This window comes from Aquimarina sp. 433, from assembly GCF_054054605.1.
Genome location: NZ_JBSWZK010000019.1, coordinates 1 through 16,913, shown reverse-complemented (window position 1 = coordinate 16,913; position 16,913 = coordinate 1). Strand labels below are relative to the sequence as shown.

General features: G+C 31.1%; 20 protein-coding genes. 19 read left to right on the top strand and 1 reads right to left on the bottom strand.

Annotated elements, in window-relative coordinates:
- The first annotated feature begins 2 nt into the window (after positions 1 to 2).
- The 12 genes from ACWNT5_RS23855 to ACWNT5_RS23800 all read left to right on the top strand — a co-directional run bounded on the left by ACWNT5_RS23855 (position 3) and on the right by ACWNT5_RS23800 (position 9,199).
- The gene (locus ACWNT5_RS23855) at positions 3 to 254 is read left to right on the top strand and encodes a hypothetical protein (protein ID WP_456518799.1); all 252 of its coding nucleotides are present in this window, start codon (positions 3 to 5) and stop codon (positions 252 to 254) included.
- Between the two features lie 82 nt (positions 255 to 336).
- Positions 337 to 939 (top strand): hypothetical protein, encoded by a 603-nt coding sequence (locus ACWNT5_RS23850; protein ID WP_456518798.1) that lies wholly within the window; start codon positions 337 to 339, stop codon positions 937 to 939.
- Positions 940 to 1,542: 603 nt separating this feature from the next.
- A complete protein-coding gene (locus tag ACWNT5_RS23845; RefSeq protein WP_456518797.1) occupies positions 1,543 to 2,055 on the top strand; it encodes a hypothetical protein in 513 nt (170 codons plus the stop codon).
- A gap of 593 nt (positions 2,056 to 2,648) precedes the next feature.
- Positions 2,649 to 3,095, top strand: coding sequence for a hypothetical protein (locus ACWNT5_RS23840; RefSeq protein WP_456518796.1), 447 nt, complete (start codon positions 2,649 to 2,651; stop codon positions 3,093 to 3,095).
- A 196-nt stretch (positions 3,096 to 3,291) separates the two neighbouring features.
- Positions 3,292 to 4,326: a hypothetical protein gene (locus ACWNT5_RS23835; protein WP_456518795.1), complete on the top strand. Its 1,035-nt coding sequence runs from the start codon at positions 3,292 to 3,294 to the stop codon at positions 4,324 to 4,326.
- A 195-nt stretch (positions 4,327 to 4,521) separates the two neighbouring features.
- Positions 4,522 to 4,923 (top strand): hypothetical protein, encoded by a 402-nt coding sequence (locus ACWNT5_RS23830; protein WP_456518794.1) that lies wholly within the window; start codon positions 4,522 to 4,524, stop codon positions 4,921 to 4,923.
- A 196-nt stretch (positions 4,924 to 5,119) separates the two neighbouring features.
- Positions 5,120 to 5,524, top strand: coding sequence for a hypothetical protein (locus ACWNT5_RS23825; RefSeq protein WP_456518793.1), 405 nt, complete (start codon positions 5,120 to 5,122; stop codon positions 5,522 to 5,524).
- A 199-nt stretch (positions 5,525 to 5,723) separates the two neighbouring features.
- Positions 5,724 to 6,095 carry a hypothetical protein gene (locus tag ACWNT5_RS23820; protein WP_456518792.1) on the top strand — a complete coding sequence of 124 codons (372 nt, stop codon included), beginning with the start codon at positions 5,724 to 5,726 and terminating at the stop codon, positions 6,093 to 6,095.
- Positions 6,092 to 6,523 (top strand): hypothetical protein, encoded by a 432-nt coding sequence (locus ACWNT5_RS23815; RefSeq protein WP_456518791.1) that lies wholly within the window; start codon positions 6,092 to 6,094, stop codon positions 6,521 to 6,523. The genes ACWNT5_RS23820 and ACWNT5_RS23815 overlap by 4 nt, the downstream gene beginning before the upstream one ends.
- 721 nt (positions 6,524 to 7,244) lie before the next feature.
- A complete protein-coding gene (locus ACWNT5_RS23810) occupies positions 7,245 to 7,481 on the top strand; it encodes a hypothetical protein (RefSeq protein ID WP_456518790.1) in 237 nt (78 codons plus the stop codon).
- Positions 7,478 to 7,855, top strand: coding sequence for a DUF7674 family protein (locus ACWNT5_RS23805; protein ID WP_456518789.1), 378 nt, complete (start codon positions 7,478 to 7,480; stop codon positions 7,853 to 7,855). The genes ACWNT5_RS23810 and ACWNT5_RS23805 overlap by 4 nt, the downstream gene beginning before the upstream one ends.
- 87 nt (positions 7,856 to 7,942) lie before the next feature.
- Positions 7,943 to 9,199: a PIN domain-containing protein gene (locus ACWNT5_RS23800; protein ID WP_456518788.1), complete on the top strand. Its 1,257-nt coding sequence runs from the start codon at positions 7,943 to 7,945 to the stop codon at positions 9,197 to 9,199.
- A gap of 225 nt (positions 9,200 to 9,424) precedes the next feature.
- Here ACWNT5_RS23800 and ACWNT5_RS23795 read toward each other — a convergent pair whose 3' ends face one another.
- Entirely contained in the window at positions 9,425 to 10,039 is a 615-nt protein-coding gene (locus tag ACWNT5_RS23795) for a ricin-type beta-trefoil lectin domain protein (RefSeq protein ID WP_456518787.1), read from the bottom strand.
- Positions 10,040 to 10,541: 502 nt separating this feature from the next.
- Here ACWNT5_RS23795 and ACWNT5_RS23790 point away from each other — a divergent pair.
- From ACWNT5_RS23790 to ACWNT5_RS23760, 7 genes are all read left to right on the top strand, one after another.
- The gene (locus ACWNT5_RS23790) at positions 10,542 to 10,835 is read left to right on the top strand and encodes a hypothetical protein (RefSeq protein WP_456518786.1); all 294 of its coding nucleotides are present in this window, start codon (positions 10,542 to 10,544) and stop codon (positions 10,833 to 10,835) included.
- Positions 10,836 to 11,042: 207 nt separating this feature from the next.
- The gene (locus tag ACWNT5_RS23785; RefSeq protein WP_299611220.1) at positions 11,043 to 11,624 is read left to right on the top strand and encodes a hypothetical protein; all 582 of its coding nucleotides are present in this window, start codon (positions 11,043 to 11,045) and stop codon (positions 11,622 to 11,624) included.
- 83 nt (positions 11,625 to 11,707) lie between these two features.
- Positions 11,708 to 13,234 (top strand): hypothetical protein, encoded by a 1,527-nt coding sequence (locus ACWNT5_RS23780; RefSeq protein WP_299611217.1) that lies wholly within the window; start codon positions 11,708 to 11,710, stop codon positions 13,232 to 13,234.
- A gap of 133 nt (positions 13,235 to 13,367) precedes the next feature.
- Positions 13,368 to 14,210 (top strand): hypothetical protein, encoded by an 843-nt coding sequence (locus ACWNT5_RS23775; RefSeq protein ID WP_299611213.1) that lies wholly within the window; start codon positions 13,368 to 13,370, stop codon positions 14,208 to 14,210.
- Positions 14,211 to 14,418: 208 nt separating this feature from the next.
- The gene (locus tag ACWNT5_RS23770; protein WP_299611210.1) at positions 14,419 to 15,024 is read left to right on the top strand and encodes a hypothetical protein; all 606 of its coding nucleotides are present in this window, start codon (positions 14,419 to 14,421) and stop codon (positions 15,022 to 15,024) included.
- Between the two features lie 104 nt (positions 15,025 to 15,128).
- Positions 15,129 to 15,542, top strand: coding sequence for a hypothetical protein (locus ACWNT5_RS23765; protein ID WP_299611207.1), 414 nt, complete (start codon positions 15,129 to 15,131; stop codon positions 15,540 to 15,542).
- A 197-nt stretch (positions 15,543 to 15,739) separates the two neighbouring features.
- Positions 15,740 to 16,684: a hypothetical protein gene (locus ACWNT5_RS23760; protein WP_299611204.1), complete on the top strand. Its 945-nt coding sequence runs from the start codon at positions 15,740 to 15,742 to the stop codon at positions 16,682 to 16,684.
- Positions 16,685 to 16,913: the final 229 nt, after the last annotated feature.

The following is a 16,913-nucleotide window of genomic DNA, read 5'->3' as shown; positions in this document are numbered from 1 at the left end:
AAATGTATTTAAAAGGATATAGAATCAAAACGTCTCATGGTAATATTCAACCTATCACTCTACCTAAATGGGATTTTGGAGGAGATAAACCTTGGACTAATAGTATTTGGAATAAAACTCTAAACTCAATCAGAGAAATGGACGAAACTAATTATCCTTTGACCATTTCAGACTTGGATGATTCATCAATAATGAAAATACACTTAAGAGACAAAATAGAATTGGATAATTGGTTACGCGAAACATTTAAATAATAAACCACACACAACAATTTGTATATTGCATATGCCGCCTTCGGCTAGCAAACGCAACATACAAGGAACGTTGTAAGTAATTGTGAAAAAAACATTATACATATTAATCAACTTATTATTTCTGATATTACTTGGCTGTAAATCAACGAGGATTTCAGAATTGAATGAAATGTTCAATGACTCTCAAATTGAAAGCATTAATAAGTCTCCATTCAGCACTGCGAAATTTTTAAATGCGGAACTAAAAATGCAGAAAAAATTCAGGGGCTTATATTTAAATACACTGAACGAAATTCAAAGTAAGTCCCCTAAAAATCCAATAATTATAAGTGAATATTATGATTTTATATGCTCTGGATGTCCTGCAAATTATATTTCGATCTTCAATAATAGAGTTCTGATCACTTTGAACTTAAATAGAAAAACTATGAAATATGACGAAAAAAGAGAAAATAAAAATAAAGATGATTTAATATCTGAAGGAGGAGTATATCTTGACATTATAGAGATTTATGGAAAATTAAATTCCCAAAAGAAGTGGAATGCTGAACCTGAAAAATATGGAACGGAGGAATGTATTGACGGAGGACATACCTTTTTTACCGTTTACTATCCTAACAAAAAAATAGAAAGTATGTATATGAGATGTTGGCTACCAAAAAAAATTAGAAAAAATATTAAATAAAAACTACTTACAACAGTTTGTATATTGCATATACTCCCTTCGGGAAGCAAACGCAACATACAAGGAACGTTATCCGTGCATTTTAGAAATCTGAAAAGCAAAACGAAAGCACCGGACGGTTAACCACACCGTGACTTGAGTAAGTTTGTGATGGTTAGTGTCTAATCGAGGAAAAAGCGATAAAAGAAACCAAAATTGAGGAGGATTACGGAGTAATAACGTGCTAAAAAAACGCTTTTTGGGCTGATCAGCTTCTGACGAAAAAAAGTTCAGGTTCATTTAGTAAGGTCTGTTACTAATCCAATGATTGCAAGGTGATCGCGAGAAGGAAAAAATAAAATTAACGGAGTAATAACGCAAGTAATATCACCTTGCTTGGTTAGTCTAGTAAGGTTAGTGACTGAAAAAAATAAACGCACGATAACAAGATATATGTGCCATAGCAGCTAAGTGATTAATCGAATGGTTCGTGTATATTTGGTAAGGCGCAATGCTTGCAAAAAGTTAAAGTTAGCAACCAATGAGCAGAAAAACCTAAAAACAGGGTAACAATTTGCTCTGCTACGACACATATATTAAACGTTAGCATTCATTAAAAAAACTGTGAATTATTTTACCGAAATAAAATCTGAACCAATCTCGAAAGTTGAAATAGTTAATCTTTTTGAGAGTGATAATAATTCAGAATCGAACTGTGAATTTGTGATAGTTAAGGAATCTAATTCATATAATCCAATTATCAATCTAAAAATCCAATCTGATTATAGTCCAACTTTTAAGCAGAGTGATATTGTTAATGGAATTATTTTAGTCGGTTATGGAGAAAAGTTCGCAATGTTTGACCTAAATAAAAATGAAAAACTAACTGAATTACATTTTGACGGTTACTTTAGTGAGTTTATTGTTGATGGTAATGATGTTTTTGTCGCAAGTGATTGTGAATTGATAAATTTAACTCTTGACGGAAAAACTAAATGGAGAACTGAAAACTTGGGAATTGACGGAGTAGTAATTCACGAATTGTCTTCGTTGAAAATTAATGGAAGTGGAGAATGGGATCCCCCTGGAGGGTGGGAAGATTTTGAAATTGACAGAAAAACAGGAAAGAAAAATTAAAAACGAAATGCTAACAATTTGTATAGTGCATATGCTCCCTTCGGGAAGCAAACGCACCATACAAGAGACGTTATCCGTGCATTTTAGGAATCTGAAAAGTAGAACGAAAGCAACAAACGGTTAACCACACCATAACTTGAGTATTTTTGTGATGGTTAGTGTCTAATTGAGGAAAAAGCGATAAAAGAAACCAAAATTGAAGAGGATTACGGAGTAGTAACGTGCTAAAAAATCGCTTTTTTGGCTAATCAGCTTCTGACGAAAAAAAATTCAGGTTCATTTGGTAAGGTCTGTCTCCTACTCTATGATTGCAAGGTGATCGCGAGAAGAAAAAATAAATTTGACGGAGTAATTGCGCAAGTAATATCACCTTGCTTGGCTAGTCTAGTAAGGTTAGTGACTGAAAAAAATAAACGCACGATAACAAGATATATGTGCCATAGCAACTAAATGATGAATCGAATGGTTGTTGTATTTTTGGTAAGGCGCAATGCTTGCAAAATGGAAAAGTTAGCAAACAGTGCGCAGAAAAATCGAAAAGCAAGGTAACATTTTGCTCTGCTACGACACATATCTTAAACGTTAGCAACAAGATGAAAAACCAAATTACTAATCAGAATAATTTGAATAAAACTTTAATATTTATTTTTGTTATAATCTTAACAATTAGCTGCCAGACTAATAAGAAAAAAGCACCTGAAACCAAAAGTAGTTTTTATACAGTAAAAGGAATTGGGAAGGTAAAAAAAGGCACCTATACTTTTTGTGGAACTGTTCCTACTCAAGTAGATTACTCATATCGCAAGGGAAAGTGGATATTTATAACCCATGACAAAATTAAAATCGCAGAAGGTGAATATGATACCACACTGACAAAAGACAATAGCGGCGGAGGTTGTGAGATTGAATATTTCGAAAATACAATTGATCTAAAAAAATGGAAGTTTTGGAATATTGATGGAAAAGATATTAAACCAAACGAACAACTAATTAGTTTAATTGAATCGAAAAAAATAACCAATATTATTAGTCTAAAGTAATAAACCAGTTGCTAACACGATATATGTGATCATAGCAGTTAGGTGATGAATCGAAAGGTTATTGTATTTTGGTAAGGCGCAATGCTTGCAGAATGGAAAAGGTAGCAACCAATGCGCAGAAAAATCAAAAAGCAAGGTAACATTTTGCCCTGCTACGACACATATATAAAACGTTACAAACCATTTGACCAAAACTATGGCTGATTGTCAACTTTGCAAAAAAAATGAAGCTAACCAAACAGGTTCTCACCTGACTTCTTGTTTTATTGTTGCATCTCAAATCGGAAAAAGAGATGAAGAAAAGGGACATAATTTGACTGCTGACCCAAATCAGGATTATTCAGAAAACAGGAAAGCTGACGACATTAAAGAAGATTACATACTTTGTTCGGGATGTGAAAAAAGGCTTTCATATATAGAAAGTTATTTCAGCCAGGAAATAACGAACAAAATAGAAGAATCAAAGTTTTCTGAAAATTTCCCAATTACAGAAACAGAAGATGAGCCGAAATCAAAATATTACACTTGTATCAGAACTTCTCCAATTGCTTTTCATTTATTAATTTATTCTATAATTTGGAGAGCATCAATTTCCAACAAACCAATCTTCAAAGGTTTTAAAACACCTGAAAAAGCGGAAGAAAAATTAAGAGAGATTTTAGATTCATTTCTTCCTGAATATAGAGACCATAAAATTAGCACTAAACTTAAACATTGGTTAAAGGAAATAGATAATAATTCAGAGCATTTTCAACTTTTCCCATATGTAATTCTAAAAAGTGACGAAGAAGTTGTTGATATAGAAAAAATGTCAAAGGAGGAGCTTACAGAATGGGAAAAACGAAAAACAAAGAACCTTTTATATTTTAATTTTGAGGATAACGACCCTTTTCAAATTATACTTAATGAATTTATAATCTTAGCGTTTTTTGAAAAAAGTGAATATGATTTTAGTAAACAAGATCTTTTTGAATTGAGCGATAAGTACAATCTGAATGCTCAATTGAATTCTGAATTAGAATCCCCAAAAATTGGAATAATCGATCATCTAGATTGGTCAAACATTAACCAAAAGCTAATAAATATTGTAAAAGACCAAAGAATTAGAAATATTAGAAGAGAATGTATTCATTCATTCATAGCTAAAAGAATTATACCTACAAGAAAGATGGTTAAGGACTGTGTAGATAAGCGGAAAAGGGAATTCAGAATGAATAAAAACGGTTTGTAACAATGTATAAAAATAATTGCTCAATTTTGAGCTTAATCAAAGGTAGTTGTAAGTTTACTACGTTTGATTTTCAGCTGGAAAATCCTTGAACGTAAACCCGCATCTATTCTTATACGAGACCGTTGTGGCAAATACTAAATCCTCTAATTAAATCAAAAATCCATAATTATTATCCATAAGCTAGTATCATATATTTTGAGTTCGTATAATCTACCAGGGATATTCCTTATAATTATCTCTTGTATAATTTTTTACAACTCAAAGTTTGAAAAAAATGTTTTTGACAATGTAAAAATTGTCGACGTACAAGTAATCGAAGCTCCTAAGTCATGTAAAAATGTTTGGAAACGAGCTTCTTGCAAAGTGAAATATAATGGAAAAATTCATATAATTACAGTTGGTAATAAATATTGTGAAGATGTTTCTGGAAAAAGGCAAATTAAAATGAAGACCAATTTTGACGGCTCTAAATTAATTTTTTTGAATCAAAAAACTACAGATTTCAATAATAGTTTTGGAGGTGGATTTATATGTTTATTCTTTGGAGTTTTTTTGATGTTAAAAGCATATAAAGCTTTAAAAAAGGACTTTAATTAAAAAAATACTTGCCACAACACTATATATGTGATCATAGCAGCTAAATGATTAATCAAATGGTTCGTATATATTTGGTAAGGCGCAATGCTTGCAGAATGTTAAAGTTAGCAATCAATGCACAGAAAAACCGAAAAGCAGGGTAACAATTTGCCCTGCTACGACACATATATTAAACGTTGTGTACCATACTTCAAAAATGAAAGAACCAATTATAATTAAGGAATTAGGACTGATTTACGGAAGAGACGCTATCTTTTTGGAAAAAATTGAATTTGACGGAACTCGTTCCGTTAAGCTGACTGGAGAATTTAACGGATCGTTGTGTGAAAATGTTAATAGCGAAAATGACAAACTCATTCCCTATGAAATAAGTTTTAAAGGAATTCTTGAATTTAAAATAATTGAACTCGATTTTTATAATCACTCTGATTATACTTCAAGCTTTGAAAAGGTAATTGATTCTAAGAGAATAACTGAATTTAAAAACTCGTACTATGGAGATATTAAAGTAAAAAAATCACACGAACATTATATTTTTCATACTCATGACGATATTATTGAATTAGTTGCTGACCAATTTGAATTAAAGTTAAAAATCTAAACCGAATAAAAACGGTACACAACACGATATATGTGCCATAGCAGATAAGTGATCAATCGAATGGTATGTGTATATTTGGTAAGGCGCAATGCTTGTAGAATGGTAAAGTTAGCAACCAATGCTCCGAAAAACCAAAAAGCAGGGTAACATTTTGCTCTGCTACGACACATATATTAAACGTTGGCGGTAATTTGAGCAAATGAAAAAAGAACAATGTCCAATATGCTATTCAAATCTTGAGGTAAAGGAATTTGCTCCTTGTGATGATTGTGGAGGATTAGAAGAGGAAATAAATCACTTCAAAAACGGAATACATAAATATACTGTTTATGAGATTTATGATGGACTCGAATTGCAATTATGCAATTTTTGTGATGTTGATTTTGGTTCATATAAATCTGAATATTTAGGTTTATTAGGCAATAGAAGAATCGGATATGAAAATTTTAAATTTATATCATCTGTACAGAATCCATCTATTCAAAAAACAAAATACTGCCCTGAGTGTAATAAAGGTATAAAGTTTCTAACCTTTTTAAGAGACTTGCGAGCTAAAGAAAAAAAAGGTTGAGAAAAAGCGACAAATCCAAACATAATATTTCAATTGCTTTTATTAAACGAAGTACTATAAAACCATATGATGATTTTAAATGGACAAAATTCTATGAATCGAATTCTGACTTTCCATATTCTGGACTAAATCTTAACTTAACAGAAAATGAAATGATTATTTGTTCAACTATTATTGATTCCGAAAACTATAGCATTTTGACTTCTCAAAAATTGATAACGAATGAGAATGGAATTGAGAGTAGTGGAAATTTGGTTAATGCGAAAGACAAAGGTTATGGAGATTTTAAAGGATATAAGGATGATTCTTTTACACTTGGGCTTTTGGAACTTGAAAACGGAACTGAATTAAAATATTTCATCGAAACTGGAAAAGCATCAATGATTATGATAAATGGAATGCGGACGCTAATCAGAATGGAGAAATAAGAATAAAAAACTACCGCCAACACTATATATGTGATCATAGCAGCTAAGTGATCAATCGATTGGTTTGTGTATATTTATGAAGGCACAATGCTTGCAGGAAGTAAAAGTTAGCAACCAATGCGCAGAAAAACCCAAAAGCACAGTAACATTTTGCCCTGCTACGACACATATATTAAATGTTATCTGTGCATTTTAGGAATTCGAAAAGTAGAACGAAAGCAACCAACGGTTAACCACTCAATGGTCTGAGTATTTTTGTGATGGTTAAGGTCTAATCGAGGAAAAAGCGATAGAAAAACCAAAGTTGAGGAGGAATACGGAGTAGTAACGTGCTAAAAAATCGCTTTTTTGGCTGATCAGCTTCTGACGAAAAAAAGTTCAGGTTAATTTGGTAAGGTCTGTCTCCTACTCTATGATTGCAAGGTGATCGCGAGAAAGAAAAATAAAATTGACGGAGTAATTACGTAAGTAATATCACCTTACTTGGCTGGTCTAGTAAGTTCGGTGACTGAAAAAAGGACGCGCGATAACACGATATATGTGATCATAGCAGCAAAGGAATCAATCGATTGGTTTGTGTATATTTATGAAGGCACAATGCTTGCAGAAAGTAAAAGTTAGCAAGCAATGCGCAGAAAAACCGAAAAACAAGGTAACATTTTGCTCTGCTACGACACATATATTAAACGTTGTATGTCATTAAAGCAAAGAAAAGTAATAAATGAATAATAAAAATAAATTGGTAATTGATTCTTATGAAGAATTTGAAAAACATTTAAGAAATTGTATCCAATGGAACTCAACTGATGTTGATCAATATGATGTTGTTGGAATAACCGGTTTACTTTCTGCTATATTGGATAATTTAGATTCTAATATTCATCAATCAGAATTTGAGAATTTGAGAGATATACTTTCTAATCAGAATTTTAAATTTTTTAAGAAAAGTACTAAATGAATAGTGAAAATTGGATTGATGAAAAAGAGTATTTTAATTCTTTGATTAAAGAGTTTCCACAAATCAAAAATAAAATTCTTGAGTGGGAACCTGATGTGATTCATATGAGAATGGAAATGTTTGCGGATTATACAATGGAACAAATAAAAGCGAACGACATTAATGAATTAAAAAGATGTTTTGACTTTCAAGAGTCAAAAATAGACTTTATTGATTCTAATATCGAAAACGCTCTAAATGTATCGTATTGCGAATCTTTGTTACTTGGAGATTGTGCTGATGAAATGAATAGAATTGTAGAATATATGCCTGAAAAGCTTAAGGCTGAATACAAAGAATACGAAAAATACTATATTGAACTAACCAAATCATAAAAACGTCATACAACAATTTGTATAGTTCATTTGCTTCCTTCGGGAAGCAAACGCACCATACAAGAAACGTTGTACGCAAGCTGAAATATGACCATAGTATTTTTAGACTCAAACATTTATAGACAATTAGGACAAAGGTTTCTTGAAAATCAGGATTTCAAGAGACTAAAGGACTTCTTGGATAGTACTTACAATGACTTTGGAGTTTTAAATGTAGTCCAAAAAGAAATTCTAGACTTCTATAAAAAAGATATTTACAATAAATTATTACGGGATTATACTAACCTAAAATCACAGATTGAAAAAAATCCACTAATTCAAATCGAAAAATTACAAGACGTTGAAAAAGAAATTGATGAAGGATATAAGTTAGCTGAAAAACAATTTGACGTTCACAAATTAAGAATTGGTGCCGAAAGTTATTCATCAGATGAGCTCTTGGAATTTCTTTTGCTGAATAAACGCGTAAATGGGCGAAAAGACAATACTAGAGATTTTCTTATTGCAAAAGATTTAATTGATTTTGCAAATGGCAATAAGGAATCTCAAATAATTCTGATTTCCGATGATGACTTTTTTACCACACATAAACACGTCCAAGAAATAATAGAAAAAAAGAAAATTGAGAACTTACACTTTTTCAAAAGTATATCTGATTTTCTAAAAGAATTTGGACCAAAATTCGACTTTGTAAACGATGAATTAGTTTTAAAATCTATAAAAATAGACCTTATAAGAGACGAGTTACTTAAAGATATAAAATGCTTTCCTGGATACGTTAGTGGTTTTTATAGTGATAAAGAATACGAGGATATCCCAGAAATTGAAAATTTAGAAATTAAGGATTTAGAAATTCACGATTACTATGTTACAAAAAACATTTCACCAGACACTTACACAATTCAAATTAGTCTTGCAGTACCAATAGTCGCAACATACGAACAGGAAACTAAAATAGAAGAGTTAGAAAAATTCAGAAAAAATCCTGTGTATAAATATCGAGATAATTATCCCGAATCATTTGACAATCAAAATAGAATTGTTTTTGACCATAAAGTGTTGTTTCTTTTTGAGGGTGTTGTAAATACTAAATCGGAAACTATAGAAAATATCAATTTTATAGATTTTTTCCCTGACCATTTTATATGGCAAGAGGAAATGAAGAAAATAAAAGAACAAAGAAAGTCAATTCCAACATCACAATTGTGTGTTGATGGCAATGAACACATTTTTGATGAAAATATGGGATTTTATCATATTTCAAAATTTGGACCTGGCTTGTCTTGGCATTACAGATGTAAAAAGTGCGGAATGATTTATGACACAGGAGATTTTTTTGATTAAAGCCAGCGTACAACATTGTATAAAAATAATAGCGGTTTAATCGCTAAAACAAAATGAAATAATAATAAAAAAGGTCTGTGTTTAACCGAAAAGTACGTGGGTAAAATCCGCTACTATTCTTATACGAGACCGTTGTGTGTCATTTGAGAACAATATTCAGAATTTATCACAATAAATCAAATCAATTAATTAAGCTGGGTTTTTTACTTGAATTCATAAGTTTTACTAATTGGTAACTATTACCCATTTTTTTAAACTTTCTTCAGTTTCAGATGAAAGCTCCAAGGTTAGTGAACGAAACATATAGATACCAGCAACACCGCTTGTATCTCCTGCAGCAAGACAAAGGTTAGTATTTGCCTCTGGATTAAATTCTCCGCTATTTTCGTCGTAAATGAACTTTTGATCAGATGAGTCTGTATTACTTTCAACAAGGCTTAAGCTCATACCTTCTGCAGGTCCTCCCACCATTTCTATACAAAAACCTGTAAACTCTACTGAGCAAATTTGAAAAGTCTCTTCATTATAAATAAATTGCACATCACCACCAGTAGGCTTACAAGAATGTGTATGAAGATTTTCGCTAAAGCCATTACCCTGGGTATCTATGCACCATCCTAATTGATCCTGTTCATCCAAATTATCTGCAAGATGAATCAGAGGTGCAGGACTTTGGATAATGGGAGTATTCAATTCCGGTTCTTCGATTACAACTGTAGTACTATCTTCATCATCTGAGCCACAGCTCAATAAAAAAGCAAAAATTATTACAACGAATAAGTATAATCCTTTTGCAAGATAAGACTTTACTTTTTTTATATACTCTTTATTTTTTTTCATATCATATATTTTAGTTACTTGATAGTACTAAGACTTTACTTTGACTAAAAGGTTTAATCAACAATTAAAAAAGAAATCGAATTGAGTGATGGAAAAGTGATATCGTCCATTCCTACATCTTTACTAAAAATACTACGGAATTAAACTCTTTTTCTAATTTACAAAGTTTATATGTCTTTAAAATGCATAAAAAATCGTATTGGAAGATAAAACAAAAACTACACACAACAACGTGTATAGCTAATTGCGGCTGAATTTTCTACCTAAAATTCGTTGCATTTTTGCTATCTTTCGGTTATGGCGGAAAATCATAGTTTATTTTCCGCAACAAGCCATACACGGAACGTTGTGTGCAATTCAAGATGGAAGACTGGAAATTAAATAGAACTTATATTTGGTTAAGAGCAGCAAGTATAATTGAGCCTGAAAAAATGTAAAATTCTTTATTGATAAAGAAGATAAATCGCTTTTTAATCTCATTCGAAAAAATAACGAGTGGAAAATGGTTTTGAATTATGAGATTGGAGTTAACTATTCGGATAAGGATATTTTCACTCTTGAAGAAAAAATTGAATCCATAAAAAAGAAGAAAAATAGCATAATTGAAATTCCAAAATTATCACAATCTCAAATTGACGAAATTGAAAAAACTAAACTTGAATATAAGTCAGGGAATAAGAATGGAATGGATATGTGGGAACACGAAAAAATAGTTTATTGGAATCCCACTGACTTTGTAACTAACTGGTTAAATGGAATTGGAATCAAAGTTGAGGACACCAAGCTGATCGGATAGTAAAAATAAAAAAAGCACACAACACGATATATGTGATCATAGCAGCAAAGTGATCAATCGAATGGTTGTTGTATTCTTGGTAAGGCGCAATGCTTGCAAAAGGTAAAAGTTAACAACCAATGCGCAGAAATATCGAAAAACAAGGTAACATTTTGCCCTGCTACGACACATATATTAAACGTTGCCAATAATTAAAAAAAAACGAAAATGATATACGGAATTTTAATTGGATTGATAATTCTTGTGCCGATTTTAATAGCATACTATTATGATTATAAAAGTGACCCAAAAGAATTTAATTTTTCTTTAAAAACTTTAGGAAAAGGCTTACTAAAAAGTATTTTATACTTACTAGTAATTGGGGGAGTAAATTTTATTTATAAATCAGTGGTCCCTTTTAATAAAAACCATGGAATTGAATTTAATTCTGAACGCGAAAAACTAGGAATACCAAAAATTGGAGATAATTGGGAGAATAGAAAATATGACTCTGATCAATTCACTGTAAAATGGTGGAAATCGGAAAACTCCGATGGACACTTCAAAAAGATAATTGAATATGGAATCTTAAACGCGGAATCTGAAACTGATTATTATAAGAGTGATAGCAAAAAGGGTATTTATGTTTGGTCAAAATATGATTTTAACAAAAAAGCTTTTGAATATTTTATAAAAAAACCATATAACAAAAATGTTTCTGTTACGAAAAACGGAAAACTTAAGTTGGAAAAACCAACCACCGTTTTGAAAATTGACAAATCGGAATTTGAAAAGTATATTACTCAATAAAAAACTACTGGCAACAAAGTGTATAAAATCATATTGGCTGAACGCCAATACGATCCATACACTAGACGTTTTGTACGCAATTTATGAAAAATGTAATTCACATAATAATTTTGGCATTTATAGCAGCATCTTGCCAAACACAAGAACTAAATGTGGATTGTAAAAATTTAGAAATTAATATTCCTGGAAGACCTGGGCCTTGGATAGCATTTAACGATAATTTTTATTGTTATTTTAAAACTGACAATGACAAGTTTAGTTCAGGTTCTAATCATCAATTTTACATTATTGACAAAAAAGGTCAAATCAAATCTAAAATTGATGTTCCTAAAAAGCTTCAAACTTTTTATTACGATTTGTATATTAAGAACGATACAATATTTACGACGGAATATTATGACCATAACACTTTCTATCTTGACAAAAACAACAATTGGATAGAGACCAAAAAAGGAATTGATTTATACTATGACGATAAGGATTACTCGGTTTATTCTCTTGATTTTGGAGAATGGGGTGGCGTAACTTGGTTTAAAGATAAACAAACTGGAAAACAATTTGAGATTGGAGCCACTACACCAATTGTAAATAAATTGGGAGAATCATATTATTTGACAGCTGGAAAATCTGTTCTAAAAATTGACAATCCTAAAAAACTAGATAAAAGCCAAGAACCATACGTTTATCAAAAAGCTGTACTTGATGAAAGATTTCGTAGAGAAGGAAATCATTCTACAAACGGAGCAGAAATAATATTTGAATATGAAAATGATGATTATTTCAATCCGACATTTTCATTAGCGACATCATTCATTTCTAACGACAAACTTTACCATTTATACAAAGACAGTATTTCCACTAAGATTGGTACAGTAGAAAATAAAAAGTTAATTCCTTCTTACGAATTTAAATCTGAAATAAGACCTTTTCAATGGAACTACGACTCAAGAAATCCGATTCAAAACAATAGTTTTCAATCGGTTCAATTTCGTACAGACAAGGACTCTGTTTACGGTATTATAGAAATAAGTAATAATGATTTTAAAGTAACCTATTTCAACAACATTTATAAAGAACCAGTATTTGGCGAAAAGAAAATGAATGGTTGGCTTGAAAACACCTTTGAAAATTATTATTCAAATTTTAGTGCTTTGACTTTAGACCAAATTGATAACGTTGAGCAAGATGTTAATGCTATAGATATTACTCAAAAACATAAAATTTCAACTTATCGCCTTGATGGTCGAAATGTTAAAACACCGAGAATTTACAGAAAAATTGAGAGTGATAAATTGAGACTAATAGTAATGTATTACTATTCGGAAAATGACCAGAAAATACAACTAATAAGTTTTGAATGGGGAAAAAACAGAAACAAAAATCAGAGCATTGAAGATGTTGTTGCTTCGATGTCCAATAAAGAAAAAGGTGAAACAATATATAAACAGAAATTCGATTATATTTCAAACTACCTCAAAGGAAAATTGGGAGAACCTGATAGTTCTAAATCTAAAAAATATGGTGTTGAACAAAAATGGACAAAAGACGAGAAAATTGTTATTTTGGAATATAGTCAAAGGGATGTCGAACTAACAATTTATAGCGAATAAAAACTGCGTACAACAATTTGTATATTGCATATGCACCCTTCGGGATGCAAACGCAACATACAATAGACGTTGTTGTAAGCAATTAAACCAAACCAGATAAAAAGAGTCTAAACTGAAAATAAATTAATAAAATATGAGAAATCTATTTAAATTATTTACAGTAATCCTCTTGCTTTCATGTAGCAAAAATGAAGAACAGATTAACCCAGATACTCTTCAAGAACAGGTTAATCAAGATGCTCTTGTGTCAGCTTTTTTTGGACTTGATAATGCACTACCAAGTCTATTGTGTAATCAACTAGGAAGCCTGTTAGATGGTATGCCTGTTAATTTTAAATTTCCATTAGATGCATCCAGTTTATCGGAAACTGATTTTGAAGTTGTAGATAACCTTGGAAATAAACACATCCCAATGTGTGCTCTTTTAGCACCAGCTAATGAAAACGGAGAAAATCGAACTGTGCTTCTGTTAGGTGAATTTGGTACCGCTGTTACTAATCCACCTGTTGAAGTTAGAGTTGTAGGGGATTTATTTACAACTGACACTTCATCTGGAGAGTCCGCTTGTTCAGAAATCATAAACCTAAACGAAATCACTACAACGAATGTTATTCCGCTTGCTGATGGACCAAGTTTATTCTTTGCCCAAAGAATTGATGGCAATCTGAATGAATGTGGTTCAGGAACACAAACGATTCAAGTTGCATGGAATGGTGGCATTACACCATATATAAGTGGTGATACAGAATCTGACTTATTTCAGTACTATATTGGCTATTCTGAAAGTTCTGGAGTTCTAATACCGCATACACCTATTTCGATAGCAGATATAAATGACAATGATAACTTTCACCAACTTTGTTTTTCTACAAGTGATGAAATTGTTAAAATTTCAATGATGGCTAACACGGTCGAAGACCCAAACCAAGACCCAAATTTATACAGTGAAATTGATGTTAGTTCCTGCACGCCTTAGACAAGAATTGAAGAGAGCCTTCAAGTTAATAAAATATAACTGCTTACAACAATGGCTATAAGTAATTGCTTGTTCTCGCCTTCTTCTGAAAATTCTCGCGGATTTTCAGTTAGGTGTGTACTTGCAAAGTTAAGTGCTAACCCACGCAACTACTCATAGCCGAGACCGTTAGCAATAAACAAGAGGATCATTTGAAAAACTAAATAAAATGAAAATAAAAATAACTCTACTAATATTATTAACTACTGCTTTTGTTCAATCACAAAAATCAGATAATTATTTTATCACTAAAGATGGTGAAAAAGTTATAGTTTCTAGTGGTAAGAATGGAAAAGATATTGGAGAATACGGATATCTTAACTCTAATGATTATGAATTAACTGGCCAATATTTCTACTTTTTTAATTCGCAGAAACGAAAAAAGAAAATTCGTCAAAGCAAAATAAAAGAAGCCTATTTAGACGGTAAATACTTCACCAATTTAGAAATTGGTAGTTTTTTAGGATTAAAAAGAATACATGAAGTTATTGCGGAAAATGAGAATTATATATTGACACAATATTATTTTAACAGAATGTATGTTTATTTGTTGGACAAAAATAAAGGGGAATTTATAATAGAAAAACATTTGATTTCCAGAAAAAACAAGAAAGACCAAGAATTTTTTAAAAAACAAATATTACCACATTTCAAATCTTGCAAAGACTTCTCAAGTAAAGTAAATAATAATATGCTAGATGATTATAACGCTGGAAATTCTTTAAACTTAAACTTTATGTTTCAAGGTATTTCGAATGTTAAATGTAATGAATAAAATAAGAAATTAAACTATTGCTAACAGGAATGTATGAAACTATAATACCCTATCGGGACATTCCAGTTCATACATCTAACGTTGTGCGCCATTAAATAAACTATATGAATACGAACTTCGAAATTGAAGAAAATTATGCTGTCCGATTAAACGGAGTCCATATTGACTTGCATAACAACTTTGAATTCAAAGGAATTTCGGAAACAAAAAACGATGTGATTATTGAGTTCGTTAAATCGAATGGTCAGTGGGTTAACGAAAATGAATTTGAACGGCTAACATTTGTTCATAAAAACATTTCTTTCAAAAGTTCGGCGAAAGGGGATAATTCTGAATTCCCAAATGATGAAAATACTTTAAGTACAATTTCATTCTTCCCTAAATCAATGCGTGAATTGAATGACGGATTTATGGAACACAAAAAGCCGAATAAGGATGATGATATAATTTACCTTTTTGAGAATGGAAAAATGTTTCGATTAAATTGTGAACAGATCCAATTAATTGCGGAAAAATAAAACGATCGCACAACAACATATATGTGATCATAGCAGTTAGGTGATAAATCGAAAGGTTACTGTATTTTTGGCAAGACGCAATGCTTGCAGAAAGTGAAAGCTAGCAATCACTGCATAGAAAAACCAAAAAGCAAGGTAACATTTTGCCTTGCTACGACACATATATTAAACGTTGGCATTCATTAAAACATAACCCAATGAAGAACAAAATTTTAAAATTAGACAATCCTTGTGATGAAAAGTGGGAAAATATGAAACCCAATGAAAGAGGCAGCTATTGTGATTTGTGTTCAAAGAATGTTGTTGACTTCACGAAGCTAAATCAAATTGAGATTTCGGAGATGATGAAAAAATCGGGAAATAGAATTTGTGCAAGACTAACACATTCTCAATTGAATTCACTATTATTAAATTTAGATAATAATTTCAATTTAAATTTTCCAAAATCTAAAGTAGCCGCAGGTTTAATACTTGCAACTTCATTAACAATTGGACAAACTTTGCACGCTAAAACTCACAATATAAAAACTGAATTCGTTCAAAGTTCAAACTCAATAGTGAATCCAAAAAAGAAAAAGTCTCCTTCTAAACACAGTGAACCAAAACTTGACGATATAATTATATTTAAGGGAAAGATAACTTCTAAGGATTTGAAAAAACCTATTGAAAACGCAAAAATCATCCTTGTAACTTCACAAAAAATATTGAATGTTTATTCTTCAACAGATGGAACTTTTTCAATTGAAATACCTACAAGTTTAATTGATAATGATAATGTAATAAGAGTTTCATATCATGATGTTAAGGAAAAAAGAGGTAACGAAATGTTTTTTGGATATGAAACAAAAGATTACATATTATCAAAAGAGGAATTAAAAACTAACTTTTCAATAGAAGCCAAACCTGAGGTCTTGTATCTTGGAGGGATTGGAGCCTATCATGAAAAGAGAAAACCGATTGTGTTAAGTAACGGAGTTGAAATTAAATATCGTGAGTTTGTTAAAGCTCAAATGGGAGAAAAAAGTAGTTGTAGTCTTGAAAATAAAGACTTTTTGTATTTCGATTCAAAATTTGCGATGGCGATTTATGGAAAAAAAGCAAAAGATGGACTTTATATATTAACCTATAAAACAGAAAAATAAAAACGAAATGCCAACAATGGGTATAGTTCATAGCGGCTTTCAGCACGCTACACACCATACCCGAGACGTTGTGTGTCATTAAAACGAAAATTATGGGAAGATGGATGGAAGCTTTAAACAAAAAGAAAGAAATTGTGTCTGAAATGGCTCCTAACTTTCTTATTTATTGCTCTAGACATTTACCGAAAAATATCAAAAATGAATTTCCAATACTATTGAATTTGGATCT